This window comes from Paraburkholderia fungorum (assembly GCF_902833645.1).
GTDB lineage: Bacteria > Pseudomonadota > Gammaproteobacteria > Burkholderiales > Burkholderiaceae > Paraburkholderia > Paraburkholderia fungorum.
On record NZ_CADFGE010000005.1, the window covers coordinates 141,941 to 160,340 of the forward strand.

Annotated in this window: 17 protein-coding genes; 4 read left to right on the forward strand and 13 right to left on the reverse strand. The window is 61.9% G+C overall.

Annotated elements, in window-relative coordinates; genetic code table 11:
• Positions 1-192: 192 nt before the first annotated feature.
• The gene (locus HWX91_RS17765; protein ID WP_028197523.1) at positions 193-1,086 is read right to left on the reverse strand and encodes a LysR family transcriptional regulator; all 894 of its coding nucleotides are present in this window, start codon (positions 1,084-1,086) and stop codon (positions 193-195) included.
• 296 nt (positions 1,087-1,382) lie between these two features.
• Between HWX91_RS17765 and HWX91_RS41330 the strand changes: the two genes are divergently transcribed.
• From HWX91_RS41330 to HWX91_RS17780, 3 genes are all read left to right on the forward strand, one after another.
• The gene (locus HWX91_RS41330; protein ID WP_169742598.1) at positions 1,383-1,616 is read left to right on the forward strand and encodes a cytochrome b/b6 domain-containing protein; all 234 of its coding nucleotides are present in this window, start codon (positions 1,383-1,385) and stop codon (positions 1,614-1,616) included.
• Positions 1,617-2,058: 442 nt separating this feature from the next.
• Positions 2,059-2,277 (forward strand): hypothetical protein, encoded by a 219-nt coding sequence (locus tag HWX91_RS17775; protein ID WP_028197524.1) that lies wholly within the window; start codon positions 2,059-2,061, stop codon positions 2,275-2,277.
• Positions 2,278-2,920: 643 nt separating this feature from the next.
• Positions 2,921-3,061: a hypothetical protein gene (locus HWX91_RS17780; protein WP_156034533.1), complete on the forward strand. Its 141-nt coding sequence runs from the start codon at positions 2,921-2,923 to the stop codon at positions 3,059-3,061.
• Between the two features lie 896 nt (positions 3,062-3,957).
• On the opposite strand, the gene HWX91_RS17785 is transcribed toward HWX91_RS17780, so the two are convergent.
• From HWX91_RS17785 to HWX91_RS17840, 12 genes are all read right to left on the reverse strand, one after another.
• The gene (locus HWX91_RS17785) at positions 3,958-4,107 is read right to left on the reverse strand and encodes an integrase (RefSeq protein ID WP_028197525.1); all 150 of its coding nucleotides are present in this window, start codon (positions 4,105-4,107) and stop codon (positions 3,958-3,960) included.
• A 30-nt stretch (positions 4,108-4,137) separates the two neighbouring features.
• Positions 4,138-4,662 carry an HAD family hydrolase gene (locus HWX91_RS17790; RefSeq protein WP_063607669.1) on the reverse strand — a complete coding sequence of 175 codons (525 nt, stop codon included), beginning with the start codon at positions 4,660-4,662 and terminating at the stop codon, positions 4,138-4,140.
• A gap of 17 nt (positions 4,663-4,679) precedes the next feature.
• Positions 4,680-5,282: a phosphatase PAP2 family protein gene (locus tag HWX91_RS17795; RefSeq protein WP_028197526.1), complete on the reverse strand. Its 603-nt coding sequence runs from the start codon at positions 5,280-5,282 to the stop codon at positions 4,680-4,682.
• A gap of 39 nt (positions 5,283-5,321) precedes the next feature.
• Positions 5,322-7,340, reverse strand: a complete 2,019-nt coding sequence (locus tag HWX91_RS17800; protein ID WP_028197527.1) for a bifunctional DedA family/phosphatase PAP2 family protein — start codon at positions 7,338-7,340, stop codon at positions 5,322-5,324.
• A gap of 255 nt (positions 7,341-7,595) precedes the next feature.
• Entirely contained in the window at positions 7,596-7,901 is a 306-nt protein-coding gene (locus tag HWX91_RS17805) for a hypothetical protein (RefSeq protein ID WP_052660759.1), read from the reverse strand.
• Positions 7,902-8,015: 114 nt separating this feature from the next.
• Positions 8,016-11,135 carry an efflux RND transporter permease subunit gene (locus tag HWX91_RS17810; RefSeq protein WP_028197529.1) on the reverse strand — a complete coding sequence of 1,040 codons (3,120 nt, stop codon included), beginning with the start codon at positions 11,133-11,135 and terminating at the stop codon, positions 8,016-8,018.
• Between the two features lie 42 nt (positions 11,136-11,177).
• Positions 11,178-12,242, reverse strand: coding sequence for an efflux RND transporter periplasmic adaptor subunit (locus HWX91_RS17815; protein ID WP_025647628.1), 1,065 nt, complete (start codon positions 12,240-12,242; stop codon positions 11,178-11,180).
• Positions 12,239-13,630 (reverse strand): TolC family protein, encoded by a 1,392-nt coding sequence (locus HWX91_RS17820; RefSeq protein ID WP_028197530.1) that lies wholly within the window; start codon positions 13,628-13,630, stop codon positions 12,239-12,241. The genes HWX91_RS17815 and HWX91_RS17820 overlap by 4 nt, the downstream gene beginning before the upstream one ends.
• A gap of 227 nt (positions 13,631-13,857) precedes the next feature.
• A complete protein-coding gene (locus HWX91_RS17825) occupies positions 13,858-14,148 on the reverse strand; it encodes a DUF4148 domain-containing protein (RefSeq protein WP_025647632.1) in 291 nt (96 codons plus the stop codon).
• 103 nt (positions 14,149-14,251) lie between these two features.
• On the reverse strand, positions 14,252-15,559 hold the full coding sequence (locus HWX91_RS17830) for a sensor histidine kinase (RefSeq protein WP_025647635.1): 1,308 nt from the start codon (positions 15,557-15,559) through the stop codon (positions 14,252-14,254).
• Positions 15,543-16,232: a response regulator transcription factor gene (locus tag HWX91_RS17835; protein WP_028197531.1), complete on the reverse strand. Its 690-nt coding sequence runs from the start codon at positions 16,230-16,232 to the stop codon at positions 15,543-15,545. Before HWX91_RS17835 ends, HWX91_RS17830 begins: the two co-directional genes overlap by 17 nt.
• Positions 16,233-16,288: 56 nt before the next feature.
• Entirely contained in the window at positions 16,289-17,341 is a 1,053-nt protein-coding gene (locus tag HWX91_RS17840; RefSeq protein WP_102857446.1) for a DNA-binding protein, read from the reverse strand.
• A gap of 216 nt (positions 17,342-17,557) precedes the next feature.
• Here HWX91_RS17840 and HWX91_RS17845 point away from each other — a divergent pair, with 216 nt between their 5' ends.
• Positions 17,558-18,343: a tyrosine-type recombinase/integrase gene (locus HWX91_RS17845; RefSeq protein ID WP_042275511.1), complete on the forward strand. Its 786-nt coding sequence runs from the start codon at positions 17,558-17,560 to the stop codon at positions 18,341-18,343.
• The last annotated feature ends 57 nt before the right edge of the window (positions 18,344-18,400 follow it).

Here is an 18,400-nt window from a genome sequence, read left to right on the forward strand (position 1 = left end):
GTTAACCACCTTGGTCGCTTTCCTGCCTGCCTGTACCACGACGGCACAAGACAGCGCCACGCATGAAGACGCGCAACCCCCTCATCCGGGGCGCCCGTCATGGCTGTAGTTGCCAAAGCACGCTAGAGCTGGCGGGTGGTCACGCTTGCCACGAGCATTCTTCCGGCAGATGGCCGGGGAAATGTTCGTGCCTCAGTAGCGACGCGAGCGTGACACCACAAAATCGGTGAAGCTCTGCAAGGTTCTCGGTATATGGCGATGCGCCGGATAAAGCATCCATATTGCCCGTTCATTTCCTTTCAGCGGAAACTGGCCTAGCACCGGAACAAGAGTCCGGTCATTCAGTTCTGTCCGCACCAGCGACTCCGCCAGGCGCGCGATCCCGAGCCCGGCAAGTGCGGCGCGCTTGACGGCCAGAACGCTTCCGGCCCGAAGGACGGGCCTGAATAACGCACGGTTGACGCCGTGGGCATCGTCAAACTCCCAGAAACGAGCCGGTATCTCGCCTGCGACCAGGACACTGTGATGTGTAAGATCGTCGGGACGCTCAGGGATACCACATTGTTTCACATAGCGCGGTGATGCGACAATGACGTCCCTTGTTACTGCGAGGCTTCGGCATATCATCGCGGAATCGCGGAGTTGGCTTTCGACGCTGAAGCAAACATCGAAATCGACGAGGGTAACGCGTTGCATAGATTCAAAGACGCTGAGATCGAACCGGATCTGCGGTTCGGCGAGGTGAAACTCAGTCAGCAAGTCCGCCAGGTCGCCTTCGGCAAACGACGCTGCACACGCAATTTTCAACGCATCGGCACATTCATTGGCGGCAGACAGGATGCCCTTTTCCATCGACTCCAGTTCGTTGAGCCATTCGACGCATCCTTGCAGATAGGCGCGACCGGCAGCGGTGAGCGACACGCTGCGCGTCGTCCTGTTTAGCAGCTTTGCATTAAGGTGCGATTCGAGCATGGCCACCTGCCGGGTGACGACCGCATTCGAAACGTCGAGGTGCCTCGCCGCCGCGGCAAAATTAAGACACTCCGCCACCTTTATGAAGGTGCGCATTGAAGTCAGATGGTCCATTACCGCGTCCGTAGAACTCGAATTAGTGCCACGGCTCGCGTTATCTGATGAATACATCGCATATGCCACGCGAGTCGCGAAAGTTCACTTCTCTGGTGAAGCACGGACGGTGCCGCAAGCACTGGCTGGGCGATTATTATCAGGACGGCAGCTTAACGATTGCTTAACCGTGATTCGGCGCTGGCAGCCCTGCCGCTGGGACCCGGTGGTCAATTAGCCTGGCCGTGCGGTCACGGCTTCGGAGCCGGCTATCCCTTTCCGCCTAGCCTGCCGCTTTGTTGGGCGCGTCAGCGCATGTGCCGAGCGGGCGCAGTCGTCTGCTGACAGAAACCGATCCGCTGGCTAAATGCAGACGGTCGTGGCTGGATCGTCAGACTCGCTTCGCGACGGCTAATTCAACGGCAGCCGCCCTCGGGGAATGGCACAGCACAAGCGCCATCGTTCTTTCGATCCTTATTGGTCTGCACGTTTTTGCGGTGTTTGTGCATCAGGTCGGATTTAGAGACAATCTGCTCCGACGCATGTTGTAGCTGAGTTGGACGCTGATCCTGAGGGAGTGTCGACGTGAGTTCCCAGATCCTCTTACAGGAACGCCGGGACTTTGTTGCCTGTGACGGCGGCGTCAATCCGTCCGGGTCGGATCGACCGGACGAACCGTTTCGATTTGCAACTCAGAAGGTGCGCCAGGCGATCCTGGTTGATAGTGGCCAATGGAGCCCTCAGCATGGCTAGCCAACGGGTGCGTGAAAGCGCGTTCCTGGCGCCGGTGAGATCTCCTTAAGACTCGCCGATGCGATATCCGCAGACATGACAAACAGCGACTTCGATTCAGCTACCTCGTCGCTCGCCTCGTTGTTGAGGCAGCGGAACCACAACAAGAGAGCAGTCAGCGCCATGCTCTCTTGCGTTTCCGTTCTCCACCGCCAGCACTTCCCTATGCGGGGCGGCTCCACGCGACTATCGGAGGTCGATTTGAAATTCCGGAAACGTGACTGGCTTGTTGAGGCCACGCAGTGGTTTTCACCGGGAGATCACGCGGCCGTAGAACAACGCAACGGCGCACGGTCCATCGCTACGGCCGAAGGATGGAGCGACGTGCATCCTGGCGACTGGGTGATCACTTCATCCGACGGCTCAGTTCATCGCATCAGCAATCAGCTTTTCTACGATCTCTATGAACCTCTCGCGTAGCCTGGCGGGTTACCCCCGCACTTCTCAGGAAACCGTTGCTATGCTTCAACCGGTCGTCGGACCTGTCGATTCGCTGTCGTCGCGTGAGAGTAAGCAAGGGAGAACCGGGCTGCTCCTTACAGATATCCACACTGGCATCAACGATGCCTGGTTGACGTAGTCACTGATCGTCAGTTACCGATGCAAGACATGCGTAATCTACGAATTTCGGGCTGAGCGAACCGTCGATGAGTTCAAACTTGTAGTGGCGATGTGCCCCTGGCGGCCGCGGCAACATCTGCTTGCGGCCGGGACCCACTCGTTCGAATTCTCGATCGATTTCCTGGTGGTACGTTTCGCGCGAGCATTGTGTCCACCAGACCGGAAATCGGTTTCCTCGAGATCTTTTTTTTCGCCTTGAATATTGCAGTGAGCGAAAGCAGAGATCGGCTACGCCGCGGTGATCGGATGTCGAGACGTCGAAGCGGATTTTCGAGTTCGATCGAATTCGTCGAAGTGCCCTCCTCGGGCGCGTTAGCCCGCTTTGGCAGCCACCTCCTTGGCGAGCAGGCGTTGCGCCTGCTGATCGCCTTTTCCTGCTTCCTGCGCGGTTTGAACCGACGTCTCGCTTGCTTCAGCCATCAATGCGCGCGCGGCGCTGCTGATGTTGACCGTGTACGACGACGTCGACGTGCTGGTGCTTGACCCCGTAGCCGACGAAGCGGTCGTGCTCGATGCCCGCGCCGTCGACGCTGAACTCGAAGTCGATGCGGTGGACGAAGGATCTGTTTGTGCGGTGCCTTGACCGATTGCCTGAATGGACATCTAAATCTCCCGATAGAAAAACGTGTGTACTGCGTTCTATCTAACGGCCTGGATCTAGCGCGCTTGAGAAGTATATCTTTTGAGTTTTTCGAGATCCTTAAGCATTTCCTAAGGCTCAGTCACGACGGCATTCCTAGGAATACATTTTCCTATCGTGATTCGCCGGTGTCGTCGGTATCTTCCCTAAGGTTTTCATCAAGGTTCGCCGTTGCAGATTCGGCGCCCTGGGTGAGCGTTAGCGCGGCTGTTTGGCACGTCGAATAAAATGCTTGTGAACGGGAGCATCAGCTTGCTAGAGTGCAGCGCCCTGGGAATCCGGGAGACTGTTTTTGCTTGACGTTCGCGCTTACCCGTAAAATCCCTGCTGTTGCGCGGGACGTTGCTCCATTTGAGGTTGAGCCAAGATAAGCGTTTATGCGCTGCAGGGCATAGACGCTTTTAGGCACAGTTCCGGGTTGTACACAGTTTGTCCGCTGACGATCCGATGTTTCTGGATTGCCGGCGGACCAACTGTAGATAATCAGAGCTGTTGCAGGAAGGCAAGCACGCTGTCGGTGGGCTTGAACCTAAGTGAAGTTGCGTCCGTGGGCGCGAGCTTCTCAAGGGCTCGCTCCTTTGTTGCCAGGTCGGCGTCGATGGCGTGGACATCAGCTTCCCCTTTCGGCCACCATGGCCGATCGGAAAAGCCTGCTCTTATTATGCGAACCTTCATTAGGTGCTGTTCCTAGCAAACCGGCATCGGTCGGCCGTAGCCACTTCCGAAGATTGCTGAACTGTATACAACCCGGAACTGTGCCTAAAAGCGCGAATTCCTATCATAAGCGTCTAGGTTATATAAACCGGAAAGATCATGCCGTTTCAGAGCAGTTTGAACCCCTATCCATCCGCGAAGGCGTTCCGGATCTGTTGCGCTCGCCTGACTTCGGCGCTGTGCAGGTAAATCGATGTGGTCGCGATCGACGAATGACGCAGGTTGTCCCGCACCGTCGTCAGTTCAGCGCCGCGAGCCAGCGCAAGTGCGAGCATTTCCTGGTCGCTACGACCATCTTCGTATGCCTACAGTACGTGTGGCGACTCGCTGGCGAACCATTGCTGATGGCGCCGCACTTTCGCCGGCCCCCAGCAGGTCGGTGAGGCAAAGCGGGCAGAGAACCGGTCGCCGCGAAACTCGAGTTCGGTCGCGAGCACCGCGTCGAAACTCGCACCCGCGGCCCAATGCCTCAAGTACAGGGCAGGCGATGCGCTGCTCAGTACCAGCCGATGCCCGCGACGCGTGTGTTCCTGAATCCTCGCGGCCATTTCAGGGCGGATCAGGGCCGGCAGTCTCCTGGCGGCGTACTGCTGCGCCGCGTCCTCAAGCTCGCACTGTGTCATGCCGCGAAGCGTCGCAACAAGACGAGCCTTGGCGAAGCCCCGGTCGCACACGCCTTCCAGCAGGCCAATGAGCCACGTCGACGCGCGCATGGCCCCAACGGCAAACTGGGCGCGACCGACTGTGTAATGCACGAAGTCACGCAGACTGTCCGAGGTCGTGCTGGTGCCGTCGAAATCGAAGGTGGCGACGATCTGATCGCGCGGCATCGGTTGGTGCGTAATAGTCAGCGGCGCAGCCAGCCGAGGTCGATCGGCCGCGCGAGGAGTTTGCGGTACAGCGCAATCGCCCACTGTGTTACGGCAGCGCCGCCGAGATCCCAGAATGGCGCGACCAGAAAGTAAGCAACACAGGCCACTACGACCGCGCCTAGCATGTCCAGCGGGAAGTGAACACCGAGAAAGATCCTGGCCCAGGCGACCGAGACTCCGGCCAGCAACGTGAGGACGCCCAGCCAGTGCGCACGCCCCAGCAGCAGCGTCAGGACGATGCCGGCAAACACAGTAGCATGGTCGCTCGGAAACGAAGAGTCCGGCGCGTGCGCCAAAAACGTGTGACCAAGACCGATCATGAACGGCCGCGGATGCTGCCACACCAGCCCGATCAGTTGGTTCGCGCCGACGCCGAGCATCGCCACGAGACACGCCCGGATGGCGAGACTCCGTTGCGCGTCACTGCCACACAGCCACATGCCGGCCAGCAGCAACGGAACCAGATAGATCACGTAATTGGCGATCAGCGATGCGATGTCGACTAGCCATACAGGCGTCGCCAGCGTGCCGTTGATTGCGAGAAACAGCGCCCGGTTGAAGGCTTCGAGGGTATCCATTGCTGTGAAATGATCGAGAAGGTTGTCGAGAAAAATCCATCATGGTGCCGTCGGCACAGTCGGCAGGATCAGCACCGCGTGTCGGACTGATCCGTTCTCGATTGCCGAGGGGCTCAACGTCTGCACGCTGGCCGGCAACAGTTGGCGAATAGTGGGCGCATCAGGCCAGGTCGTGGCACTGCCCACCGTGACGAGGTGCCACGGCTGCTGAAACGTTTCCTGATATAGCGCACCGTACCAGATCGGCTCACCGACCCCGTCGGGGGTCATCAATTGATATCGCGATCGCCAGAGCCGCAGCACCAGTCGGATCATCGGTCGCTGAGGATCGAACTTCAGGAAGGTCAGCCCGTTGCTTTTGCCTTCCGAGAGTTTCGGTAGCACCGGCAGGGCATCCAGCGATGTTCTGGGCGACAGCCACAGCAGTGCAGACTGCGCTGACCATGCCGGGGCGGCCCGCCAGCCAGCCGGTTCGAGGTAACGCGCGATCGCGCCATCGTCGGCGGCCCATTGCAATGGCAGATATTCCTCCTCGTCGCCGCTCAGTTCGGTGCGACGTTGCGGCAGTGCGCGCCAGCCGCCATCCGTCCATTGGCTGATCGTGAGCGTGACCGGCTGCGTTCTGGGGTCGTACCGCGCGAGATCGGCGTGAAATCCTTCAGGGTTCGTCCAGGGGCCAAAAACGGCGAGCATTCCAATAGCGATGCCGCTCAGCAGACCTGGCTGCACGTTGTCGTGTACCTGCCAGTATGTGTATGCGCCGGCAAGTACCGCAAGCCACGCGAGCCCCAGGCTCCAGCCGCCCAGCACGTCGGCCAGCCAGTTCTCTCCGAGATACAGGCGGGCGAATCCGGTCATGACCAGCCAGACGGCGACGACGGCAAGGACCGCGCCCCGCCAGAGCAATCGTTGCCGGCGCACCAGCAGCCAGCCAAGAAACCCATACACGAGTAGGTTGAACGTGGCATCGCCGCTGGGCAGCGGAACATGGACCATCCCTGGCTGCCAGGTGAAGGGTCGCGCATAACCGTTCCCGGGTCCGATCGCGGGGCTTACCGCGCCTGCAACGCCCACCGCAAGAATCCAGTAGCCTGCCGTGCGCCAGCATCGGCGCACGATGAGCCAGATCAGGACGGCAGCGGCCACCGCCAGCCCCACTCCGTAGGTGCTCGACTGAATCACGACGGCCATTACGTAATCGGTCGGCGCCGCGCGTAGGGTCTGCAGGAAGCTGTAGATGACGGTATCGGCGCGAACCAGCGGATCGTGCGCGACCACATCCTGCAGGATGCCAAGAAACAGCCACACACTGCCGATGAAAAGCAGCGTCAGTATCAGGAGTGTCTGCGACTCGGGCTTGCCGGGATCGATGATGCGCGATAAGCGGCCCGCCAGCCGCGGATGCCGGCGACTTAAACGTCGTACCACCCGTTGGGACGCGGTGCCGACCAGCGGCACGCCGCGCTGGATGGCCAGGCGCGTCAGCACGGCGACCAGCCAGAGGAGTGCCGCCAGCAGGAGCAGCATCGCGGCGAGACGTCCGCTGACCGCTGCAGCAAGTTGCGCCGACGCGCCGAACACGATCCCTGGGCCGATATGCGCAGGTGACCATGCCAACGCGGAAGCGATGTTGATCGGATAAAACCTGCGCCGCGGCATGTGCGCCGCGCCGACGACCAGCGGGACAACCGCGCGCACGGGCGCGAAGAAGCGCGCCAGCACGATACTTTTCCCGCCATGCCGTTCAACAAAATGCTCGCCACGCTCCCAGGCCGCTTCGTGCCCCTTCGCCACCCACCACGTTCGCACTTCGCGGTGGTACCGGTGGCCGATCTCATAGCTGATACCGTCGCCCACCACTGCGCCGAGTGCGGCGATGGCGAGCGTCACCCACCCGTTCAGCGTGCCGGCTCCGATCAGCGCGCCAGCGGCAAACATTACGATGCCCGCAGGGACCAGCGTACCGACGACGGCCAGCGACTCCGTGCACGCGACGGCGAAGACAATCGCCAGCACTATGTAGGGATGAGCGCTAATGCTGTTGAGCCATGCGTGCATAGGTAACTCAAATAAAAAATGGACCCGGCAGGGGCGCCGGTCCAGAAAGGCGGCCGCTTGCAAGATGTCCCCGCCGATAGTGACAGCACGACGAGGACGATTCTGGCGGGGCGGCCACCGCGTGGCCGTTTCACCTCGTTTTATCCCAATGACCGGGCCAACCCGTATCAGTCAGGTTGTTGCCACATCATGGACGCCGCGGGGCATCCATGTACTTGCCCGCTTCCGGGCGGCAGCGCATGAAGCGCATTCCGGTCAAGGGTTTGCTCGCCAGCATTGCACATGCGGCGCCGTCGTGGGGCTCGGATAAGCGTTCTCATCGCCTGTCCGCCGGCGCAGCCGGGCCGTCGCCTTGACCTGGGCTTCGGTGCGTTCGCGCCTCGTCAAGGTTGATGTGCTACCGGCTGGCACATCTGCCGGTTTATTGACCGCACAGGTGACCCTTTTGCCATCGTGCAGTCGCACGGTGGTCGTATAGCTCGCCGGCGGGGCAGCGAGTGCGGTACCCATAGCACAGATCATGACGAAGGTGCCGACGAAGGATTGTCGAATGATTGACATGGTGAGTCTCCTGACGCAAGAAACTTGTCCCCGGGGTAGACCTTTCTCGTTCCAGTCACGCGGGAAACGCTGGAACACACCGCTTGCACAGGCAGCACAATTGAAATGCCCTGCTTATCCGTTCGATTTGGGCGCTCCCGGCTCTGCCAGCGTATCGCGCTCGAACCGCCCATAGCGCAGCGCGAGTGTGGGCAGCACGATGAGATTCAGCAGCGTCGAGGTGGCGAGGCCGCCGAGAATGACGATCGCCATCGGCCCCTCGATCTCGTTGCCCGCCGCGCCGCTGGTGAGCGCGAGCGGCAGCAGTGCGAGCGCGGTCACGAGCGCTGTCATCAGGATCGGGATCAGCCGTTCGGACGCGCCGCGCACCGCTGTGTCGATACCCCAAGGCACGCCTTCGACATGCACCAGGTGCTCGAAGTGGCTGATCAGCATGATCGAGTTGCGCAACGAAATGCCGAACAGAGTGACAAAGCCCACCATGCTGCCCAGCGACAGGTTGCCGCCTGTGACGAGCACGCTTAGCACGCCCCCCACCAGCGCGAAGGGCAGGTTCAGCATCACCAGCACGACACCGCGCCGGCTCTTCAGCGCGAGGAAGAGCAGCAGTGCGATGCCGACCGCCGACATGGCGCCATAAGCGAGCAGGTCGTGCTGCGATTGCGCGCGTGCCTCGCTTTCGCCCGAGAACACTGCGTAGGTGCCTTTGGGCATGACAATTTCGCGACTGACGCGGGATCGCGCTACGCTGACGAAATCGCTCACGGCGCGCCGGCCGAGATTGACCGACACTGTCTGCATCCGCCGGCCGCCGTCGTGCGTGATCTGATAGCGGCCCGAGACCTGACCGATGCTCGCCAGCTCGCGCAGCGGGACGGACAGCCCATCCGGATTGCGCAGCATCAACGCGCCGACATCGGCAAGATTCTTGCGCGCATCGGGCGCGAGAACCACAGTGACGTCGTAGGCGCGGCTGCCGTCATAGGTCTGTGCAACCGTGCTTCCCTGATAGGCGCTCTGGATTGCATCGAGCACTTCCACCGGCCGGAAGCCCCAGCGGCTCAACTGATCAGGCTTCAGTCTGACGTCGAGTTCCGGGATGCCTAGAGGTGATTCCACCCGCACGCTTGCCGCGCCACGGATCGTCCCCAGCAGCCGGGCGATCTCCTGCGCCTTCCGGTCAATCACGTCGAGGTTGTCGCCAAACACGTTGACGACCACCGGGGCGGTCACGCCCGAAATGGTCTCATCGATCCGTTCGACCAGAAACGTATTGACCGACGTGGTGATGCCGGGAAAGCGCGCGAGCGTTTCCTGGATACGGCGCAGGGTTGCGCTCTGCCGCGCCGAGCCCATCGGCTCAAGGTCGACCTCGAACTCGCTCAACTGCACGCCGACCGGGTCGACCACTTCATTGGCCCGGCCGGCGCGCTGCGCAACCAGGCGCACCCCAGGGATATGCATCAGCGCCTGCGAAACCTGCGTGCCGATGCGCATCGACTCGGTAAGCGACGTTCCCGGTTCAAGACCCATATGCACAATGAAGTGGCCTTCGCGCAACTGCGGAATGAAATTGCCGTTCATGAACGGCAGCACAGCCAGGGAAGCAACGCATATCAACGCGACCACCACCATGACGGTTCTCACCCGTTGCTCGACCTTCAGCAGCACGGCGGCGTAGCGGGTTTTCAGCCACGTCAGGAATCGGGGCTCCCCGGCCGGCAACGGCCCGCGGGTCAGCAGCGCGAGCGCCATCGCTGGCGTGAGCGTGAGCGCGACGCCGAGCGACGCCAGCACCGCGAGGATGTAGGCGACGCCAAGCGGCGCGAACAGCTTGCCGGCGATGCCCGAGAGCGTCAGCACCGGGAGGAAAATCAGCATCACGATAAAGGTGGCGAACACCACTGCACTGCGCACTTCGAGCGAGGCGCGCAGCACCACGCGAAACGGCGGAAGGGGTTCGGGCCGGTTGCGGTTCTCGCGCAGCCGCCGGTAGATGTTTTCGACGTCGATGATTGCGTCGTCGACCACCTCGCCGAGCGCGATCGCGAGGCCGCCGAGCGTCATCGTGTTCAGACTTACACCAAACGAGCTCAGCACGATGATCGCGACCAGCAGCGAAAGCGGAATCGCCACTGCTGAAATGACCGCAGTGCGGATGTTGAGCAGGAACAGGAACAGCACCGCAACGACGAGCACCGCGCCGACCAGCAATGCGGTGCGCAGATGACTGACCGCCACCTCAATGAAGTTCGCCGGCCTGAACACATCCGCGGTCAGCTCGACACCCTGCTGGGCCAGCACCGGCTTAAGCGAGGCCAGCGTCTTCTCGATGTCGTTCGTGACAGCGAGCGTGTTGGTGCCATACTGGCTTTCGAGCACCAGCATGACACCCGGCTTGCCCATGATCGACGCCGCGCCCACCGCCGGCGCACTGCCCCAGGTGACGGTCGCGACGTCGCCGAGCCGCACGGCTGCGCCGTTGCTCCAGCGCAGCACCACGCCGGACAGTGCGGCGGGAGTTCTGATTTGACCATCGGTATTGATGGCGATGCGCTGATTGGCGTTCTCGATGAAACCTGCGCCGCGCACGCCCGTGGATGCCCGGGCCGCAGTGATCACGTCCTGGATCGACAGGCCGTAGCGCATCAGCCGGGCCGGATCGACCTGTATCTGCAACTGCCGCGTGTCGCCGCCGAACACGATGGCGTCAGCGACGCCAGGCACGCTCAACAGTTGAGGACGGACTGTCCACTGCGCGATGTCGTGCAGGTCCATCAGCGAGCGGGTCGTCGACGTCAGCCCGATAGTGAGCACCACGCTCGTCGTGGTCGTGAGGGGCAGCAACCTGGGTGGCTGCACGCCCGCGGGCAGTGTCGAGCCCAGCGCATTGACGCGCTCGGACACCAGTTGCCTGACCTGCAACAGATTCGCATGCCTATCGAATACCACCGTGATCGCCGACAGGCCCTGCAGCGACTTCGAGCGCATCGACCGGAGGCCCGCCATGCCGGCGAGCGCATTTTCGACCGGCTGGGTCACCAGCGTTTCGACCTGTTCGCTCGACAGGCCCGGTGCCTCAGTCTGCACGATGCTCATTGGCGGAGCGAATTCCGGAAACACATCGAGTTTCGCGCGCGTGAGCGTATAGAGGCCATAGCCGGCTAGCAACACAGCCAGCGCGTAAATGACGCCGCGAAAACGCAGCGAAAACCGGATTATCGCGTTGAGCATGAGTACTCGTTAAATTCGTGTTGGATGAAGCAGGCTTACGGATCAGTCATCGCATTCGGGCGGATCCTTGCATGCCGTCGCGATGCCCTGAGGCCGCTGCTCTTCGGACAGCAGCAACTGCGCGCCGTGCGTCACGACGTTCTCGCCCGCGTGAAACCCTTTGGTCACGACGAAGCCCTGTTCGCCGGACGAGGATGCCGGTACGTAGCGTCGCGTGAAGCGATCGGGCGCGGTGCGCACGTAGACCCACGGCTGGCCGCCGTACCAGACGATGGCGCCCTCGGGGATGACAAGCCCGGATGGGCCCGGATTCGACGCCGGCACATGCGCGACGGTGTGGGTTCCCACCGGCAGCGTACTGTCCGTATCATAGAAATACGGGTTGCCCTGGATCGCGGGGTCGCCCTGCGGTGAAGCCGAGAGTTTCTGCGCCGCGGCTGGCTGGCCGTCCGGTGTGTCCACCTTAATGTGCGCGGGCGCTGCGCCGCTATAGCCGGTGGGCAGCGTCACGCGCAACACGACCGCGCGGCCAGCGAGCAGCCGCTGGAAGAAGTCCGAGGGGGGCGCCATTGCGGCGTTGGCGAGCACTGTCCCGAATTGCTGCCGCATGCTCGCATCCAGTCCGCCTTGCGTGGCCTCGGCCGACTGCAGCTTCGCCTGATCGGCCTGCATGACAGCGCGTGCGTCCTGCAGGCTCTTCTGTGAGACGTTCCGGTCGTCTTCGAACAGCACACGACTGCGCTCGAACTGCACGCGCGAGTTGCCGGACTGTACACGCAACGTCTCGTAGTCGGCCCGCGCGGCCGCGAGGCGATTTCGCAGATCGAACAGCGGCTGCAAGTCAACGACCGTCGCGTACGCAATGCTCCCGGGCTGGCTGGTGATGGCCGTGAGCGGCGCAACATCGATGTGACTGGCACGCTGCACGTCGGTGGCGACGACGACGACCGTTTCGCCGTTCACCGTCTGAACGGACGGCTGCGCAGTGACCTGCGCAGCCGCGTCTGGCAGCGAAGCATCGACGTAGAAGGTGCGGTAAGCGAACCAGCAGGCACCGGCTGCCAGCAGCAGGTAGACGATGGAAAAGATGACCGCTGGTCGTTTCATCGCGATATCTCCTGTTCGGTCACGGTGGAGTTGACTGCTTCCGGTTCGAGAGGCCGCTGCATGGTGTCTTCGAGCATGCCGGCGGCCTGCTGCGCAGCGACCACAGCGTCCAGATGGGCGATCTCGCTCGTCTGATAATCGGCCCTGGCTTGTGTGAACGTGAGGCGATCGGTGGCGCCGGCCGCGAAACTCGCGGCCTGGCTGTCCAGTTGCCTGCGCGCGCTCGCCAGGTGTTCGGCGGACAGTCGCACTGCAGCGATGCTCGCCTGGTTATGGGCGAGCGCGTGGTCCAGATCGTTGAGAATCGCATCCTGCAGCGCCATCGTGCGCGCGGCTGCCTCTTTGCGTTTCGCTTGCGCCTGTGCGATACCGCCTTGGTTCTGGTCGAAGATCGGAAGCGAGATGCCGGCCACTCCGAATGCGATCTTGTTGGTGCCGGTGTCGTATGTGTACCCCGGGCCGAAATGGATATCCGGATACTGTTTCGCTACCTCGAGCTGCAACGCCGACTCGGCGGCCGCGTACGCGGCGAGCGACGCGAGCAGGTCGGCGCGATGGAAAACCGTCTCGCGTCGCGCGTCAGCGGCGGGCGGTGCAGGAGGGACGGTGCCGAACGCGTCCAGCTCGAGCTGCACCCCGTTGAGTGCTGCAGCCGGGATGCCAATCGCGGCGGCGATCTGCGCGAGTGCGTCCTGTGCGGCACTGTGTGCAGCGGCAAGCTCGGCTTGTGCCTGCGTGGCTGCGAGCACTGCTGCATCGACATCCGGTCCGGAGTTCTCGCCAACCGACCGGCGCATCCTCAACATCGCGACGATCTGCTGCTGCGCATTGGCCTTGCGCGACAGGAAGGCAGTGCGCTGCCGGGCGGCATAAAGCGAAATCAGCGCGTCACGCACCTGAGCGCGCACCTTCCACGCCTCGTTGCCAATGGCGAGGCGCGCGGCTTCCGACAGGTGTGTTGCCTGATCTATCCGATAGCCGCGCTTGTGTGCAGTCTCGATCGGAACGTCGAGCGCCGGGCCGGTGATGAACGACGAACCGGGCCCCGGGTTGGGGGTCGCGTACTGGAAAGGCAGTTGCAACACCGGGTTAGGAATCGCGCCAGCCACATCGATGGCCGCCTTTGCGGTGCCCCACTGCGCACGCACGACGTCGAGCGCCGGGCTGTAGTACCAGGCCGTGAGAGTAAGCATCTCGCGGTTCCAGCGCGACAGCGGCCATGGATCGATTTCGTGTCCGAGCTGCCGCGTGAGGTACGTGCGCAAATCGTCGCTCGCGAGCGACCGGTCCTCGAAGTGGCGGGCCAGGTGAGTCAGGGTGATCGGCTGCGGGTGATAGGTGGCGCATCCCGTCAGCAGGATGCCCGCGAGCAGCAGCGGTCGGCGCATAGCAATATCCACGGTGTTCTTGTTGGCCACTTGATCAAGCGGCAGGCAGACGGGGATGCTACGTTAAAGCTTGTGAAGTTTTCGTCAAGACGATCTGTCATAACTAACATCTCTATGCGCGGACTGTGATTGCCGCACGTCGATGCCCATGGTGATCCGGTCGCCACTACCGGGCAGCTCGTGCTGCATTGACAGCTTCAGTGTCAACGCAGCACGAGCTGCTACGCTTAGTGGTGCGCATAGATGGAGGAGCGGCCCAATTGCTGCCCGAGCGGCGTGCCTGCCTGCTGACTGCCGGCCGTGGGTGCTCCGTATCCGGACGTGTTATCAGTCGTCCCGTGCATGTTCATCGGATCTGGATACTGGGTTTTGGACTGAGGGATCTGTCCCTGCTGCTCCGCAGCGACCAGCTGGGCACGAACCTCGGCACGCGTGAGTTCGTGAGTTCGCTGAGCAAACGAAACCGAGGGAAGAATGGCGGTTGACGCGACAACGAGCGCGACGATAAGCGATTTCATGACAAGCTCCTTCACGGAGGGGTAATGTACTTTCCATGCATCCACGGAAAGGCCGATAACCCCATGCTACGCAGCGGGCTGTGAAGTTTCCGTCAAGAAAACATCAACTTTTTGTGAAGTCAGCGGAAATCCGGTTTGCCGGCGGCAACCGGAGCGAGACGCGGGTCCCTTTGCCCCGTTCGCTGTCGAGTTGGATCGACCAACCGTAGCGGTCGCAGATCTTCCTGACGATCGCCAGGCCGATGCCGAAGCCTTTAGCGCCGGCGTGTACCGCGCCCGCCTGATAGAAGCGCTCGAACACGTGCGGAAGCGATTCCGGCGCGATGCCGCAGCCGGTGTCTTCGATCTGGAGCCAGCCATCCGCATAGGCGAAGCGGACATGGCCGCTGTCGGTGTGGCGGACTGCGTTGTCGACCAGGTTCGACAACACGAGCGCGAGCGCGGAGCGGTTTGCTTCGACGTGCAGGCCGTGATCGACCTCGATCCGGGTCTGGATACCTCTGGCTTGCAGCGTGTCGGTAACCAGGTCAAGTGCGTCCTCGATGGCGCTGATGAGACGCACCGGGCCAATGTCGGCCGGCGACTCTTCGCGCGCAAGCAGCAGCAACGCATTGACCAGATCGCTCATGGTGTCGGCCGCGCGCTCGATCTGCCGCAGGCGCACTCTCGACTTCGCGTTGATCGACACATCGTGGTCGAGAAGCTCGCAACTGGTCTTGATCGCCGTGAGCGGTGTGCGCAATTCGTGACTGACATTGCCGGTGAACTCTTTCTCCCGCTCGATCATCTGCGCCATACGCCCATGATAGTCATTGAACGCATCGACCAGTTCCACGACCTCCACTTCATCGTACCTGCCGGCATCGAGCGCGGCCGACGCGCCGAGCCTGAGTGCTTTGACCTGGCGGGCGAGGCCGGCAACCTGTCGGACCAGCAGGCCCGACAATCCAAACGCGAGCCAGAATGCCAGTAGCGCAAATACACCGGTGCCGAACATCAGGGCGTCAATCACCTGCCTGAAGCGTTGCTCGTACGCGCTGAAGTCGTAGATCCGATACACGCGGGTATCGCCGAACGGTGCGATTGCCACATGGATTTCACGGCCGCTCACGATGATTTCGTGAGTGCCGTCACGCAGATTCCTGGCGGATGCGGGCAGCGACACGCTTACGTGGCCTCCTGTCGAGACATGCCCATCGAGTCTCGGATCGAGCGGCGGCACAGCCGTTGGGTCCGATTGCCAGCTCTTGAGGACGCTCGCCATGTCGTCTGCGATCAGCGCGCTGATGAGCCGCTCCTCCTGCGCTTCGGCGAGCGCCTTCACGCCAAGAGCTTGAGCCATCAGCAACAGGATCGTCAGCGCCGAAAAAACTAGCGCGACCTTGAAGCGCAGGCTACGGCGTGGTTGCATCGCTCACCACCAGCCGGTAGCCGAGACCATGGACCGTTTCGATCAGATCGTCCTCGCCATTGGCGGTCAGCGCGCGGCGTAGCGTATAGATGTGCGCGCGAAGGGTATCGCTGTCCGGCAACTGCTCGCCCCAGACTTCGGTTTCGAGTTCCGCGCGACCGAATACGCGATTCGGCGCCTGCATCAGGATGCGCAACAGATGCAGGCATTTTGGTGGCAGCTTCACCGGCCGGCCGCCACGGTCGACGGCGAGCGTCGCTGGATCGAAGCGGATGTCTGCACAGGACACGGTCGCCTGCGTCACATTGCCTTTATAGCGCTTGATCAGTGCGCCGAGCCGTGCGCCTACTTCCTTGAGTGAGAATGGTTTGATGAGGTAGTCGTCCGCGCCTTGTCCAAAACCCTGGAGCTTGTCATCCAGCGTATCTCTCGCGGTCAGCATCAGGATCGGCGTATCGCGACGCGCCTCTTCGCGCAGCTTGCGGCAGATCGTCAGGCCGTCCATCCCCGGTAACGACAGATCGAGCAGGATCGCATCCCAGTGCTGGGTGACAGCGAGATGCAGTCCCATCACGCCATCTGACGCGAGGTCCACCTCATAGCCGCCGCTCTCCAGATAGTCGTACAGGTTGGTCGCGATGGCGGTGTCGTCTTCGATGATCAATACTTTCACCGTGCGGTTCTCCGGAAGAATTCATGCTGGCCGGCAATAGCAACGTTTGCAGGTGCCTAGGATTTACCGCGGCCCGATGCGGCCGTGCCGCGGTGACCGGATATTTCATCCGAAGGCCGCGCCTCAGCGGCCCTCGCCCGGGCTTCCAGTGATGCAACCAGTTGCCCGACGCTCTCCAGCTTTCCGTGCGCTTCGGCCAGTTGAGCAAGCACCGTTAAATGTTCGTTTCGCAAGCGCTGCAGATCGGCCTCAGTCTGTTCGAGTGACTTGCCAGATCGTTCGAGCATCCGCATTTTTTCGGTCAGATCAGTCCGCAACGCGCCCGTTTCAGCGTGCAGCGTCTCGCATTTCTCCCGGATTTTTGCACTCTGGGCCTCGGCTCGCTTGCGCTCGTCGCGGGCTTCGCTGATCTGCTGCATCATGTGTTTCTGGACTCCCTCCATACGTCCGGTGGCCCTGTTCAGCTCACTTTGGAACGCCGCATCGCGCGTATCGACCGATGCCCGTAACGCAGCAACCTCCCGGTCATGAGTCGCGCGTAGCGCATCAAGTTTCACGTCTGCCTGCTCGCGCGTAGTGTCCAACAGCTGTTCCAGCGCGGCGATACGCGCCTGTGCCGCTTTTTGTTCATCGGCCGCCGCCGCGAGTTGCCGCTGCAAGTCGGCTACCCGCACACCTTGTCCTGCAGACAGAGCATCAGCGACGCGGCGTGCCTCGTCGGCACTGGCGCACGTCCGCTCGGCCGTCGTAGCCCGCACGAATGCGTCCGCCAACTCCGCTTCCAGTTCACCGACGCGCGAATCGTACACTTTCTCGCCATGTTCGACGGCGACTGCCCACGCAGCAAGCATCGCATCGGCGACGGAAGGCGGCAATTGCCTGGAGAGCGCGTCGACTCTGGTTTTCTCATCCTTCCATTGCTTCAGTTCATCATTGATCGTGGTGCGGCTACCCTGGCGGATCTCTGCATAGATCAGGTCGACGGTTAGCTCATGAGGGAGGCGCCCGGCGGCAACGAGCCGTGCAGCGGCTTCGCGGGTACGGATGCGGGTGTCGCTGACACGGCTTATGACGGCATTTTCCGGGTGAAAGTGGTGGAGGGTATGGATTTTTTGTGAGAATTAGAGATGTATATCATAATATTACGTTATACGTATAACGATAAACACTCAGAATTTACGATAATCCGCATTGAACTAAACCGCTGACGCGGTATGGTGGCTGGCCGACGTCCCCGTCCTGGCCGGCGCCGCGGGCATTCCTTTCCGGGTGCGACGATGACAGTGCAATTCACCGCACCTGCTCATCCCGAAAGGAGTCCTGCCATGACACCCCTACGTCAGCGGATGGTCGAGGATATGCGCGTTCGCAATCTCTCGGCCAATACCCAACGCGCGTACCTGCAGCAAGTTGGCGCCTTCGCGAAGCACTTTGGCCGCTCCCCGGCGACGCTGGGACCCGAAGAGATTCGCGCCTGGCAACTGCACCTCGTCGAGGTTCGGCAACTGGCGCGCAGCAGCCTGGTTACCGCGACCGCCGCGCTACGCTTTCTCTACACGGTTACGCTCAAACGCGACTGGGCGGTCGACGACATCGTCATGTCGAAGCAGCCACGCACACTACCGGTGATCCTGAGTCGCGAGGAGGTCACCGCTTTCTTCGAATCAATCAGGAGCCTTAAACACCGCGCGATCCTGATGACGGCATACGCGGGCGGCCTGCGTATTTCGGAAGTGACGCGGCTGAAGGTCTGCGACATCGACAGCCAGCGAATGGTGCTGCGCATCGAGCAGGGCAAAGGCCAGGTCGACCGCTATGTGATGCTCTCGCCGCGACTGCTGGAAATCCTGCGCAGTTACTGGCAGACTGGTCGACCCGAGCACTGGCTATTCCCGGGACGGTTCGCTGACCAGCCCGTCGTTCCTGCGACGATACGGCTGGCGTGCCAGCAGGCCCGGCGCCGGGCCGGCATCAGCAAGCCGGTCACGCCATACTCGCTGCGCCACGCGTTCGCCACCCATCTGCTCGAATCGGGCACAGACGTGCGTACCATCCAGCTGCTGCTCGGCCACCGCAGCCTCGCCACCACCTCGCGTTATTACCGACCGTAGATCTTTATGTAGAGTAGCAACGTCCTACGCTTTGTGAGCAAGGCATCTGGTTTGAAC

Excerpts from the sequence above, each read along its gene's own strand:
- HWX91_RS17765 (WP_028197523.1), bottom strand. The coding sequence starts at position 1,086 with ATGGACCATCTGACTTCAATGCGCACCTTCATAAAGGTGGCGGAGTGT.
- HWX91_RS17780 (WP_156034533.1), top strand. The coding sequence starts at position 2,921 with ATGTTGACCGTGTACGACGACGTCGACGTGCTGGTGCTTGACCCCGTA.
- HWX91_RS17785 (WP_028197525.1), bottom strand. The coding sequence starts at position 4,107 with ATGCTCGCACTTGCGCTGGCTCGCGGCGCTGAACTGACGACGGTGCGG.
- HWX91_RS17790 (WP_063607669.1), bottom strand. The coding sequence starts at position 4,662 with ATGCCGCGCGATCAGATCGTCGCCACCTTCGATTTCGACGGCACCAGC.
- HWX91_RS17795 (WP_028197526.1), bottom strand. The coding sequence starts at position 5,282 with ATGGATACCCTCGAAGCCTTCAACCGGGCGCTGTTTCTCGCAATCAAC.
- HWX91_RS17800 (WP_028197527.1), bottom strand. The coding sequence starts at position 7,340 with ATGCACGCATGGCTCAACAGCATTAGCGCTCATCCCTACATAGTGCTG.
- HWX91_RS17805 (WP_052660759.1), bottom strand. The coding sequence starts at position 7,901 with ATGTCAATCATTCGACAATCCTTCGTCGGCACCTTCGTCATGATCTGT.
- HWX91_RS17810 (WP_028197529.1), bottom strand. The coding sequence starts at position 11,135 with ATGCTCAACGCGATAATCCGGTTTTCGCTGCGTTTTCGCGGCGTCATT.
- HWX91_RS17815 (WP_025647628.1), bottom strand. The coding sequence starts at position 12,242 with ATGAAACGACCAGCGGTCATCTTTTCCATCGTCTACCTGCTGCTGGCA.
- HWX91_RS17820 (WP_028197530.1), bottom strand. The coding sequence starts at position 13,630 with ATGCGCCGACCGCTGCTGCTCGCGGGCATCCTGCTGACGGGATGCGCC.
- HWX91_RS17825 (WP_025647632.1), bottom strand. The coding sequence starts at position 14,148 with ATGAAATCGCTTATCGTCGCGCTCGTTGTCGCGTCAACCGCCATTCTT.
- HWX91_RS17830 (WP_025647635.1), bottom strand. The coding sequence starts at position 15,559 with ATGCAACCACGCCGTAGCCTGCGCTTCAAGGTCGCGCTAGTTTTTTCG.
- HWX91_RS17845 (WP_042275511.1), top strand. The coding sequence starts at position 17,558 with ATGACACCCCTACGTCAGCGGATGGTCGAGGATATGCGCGTTCGCAAT.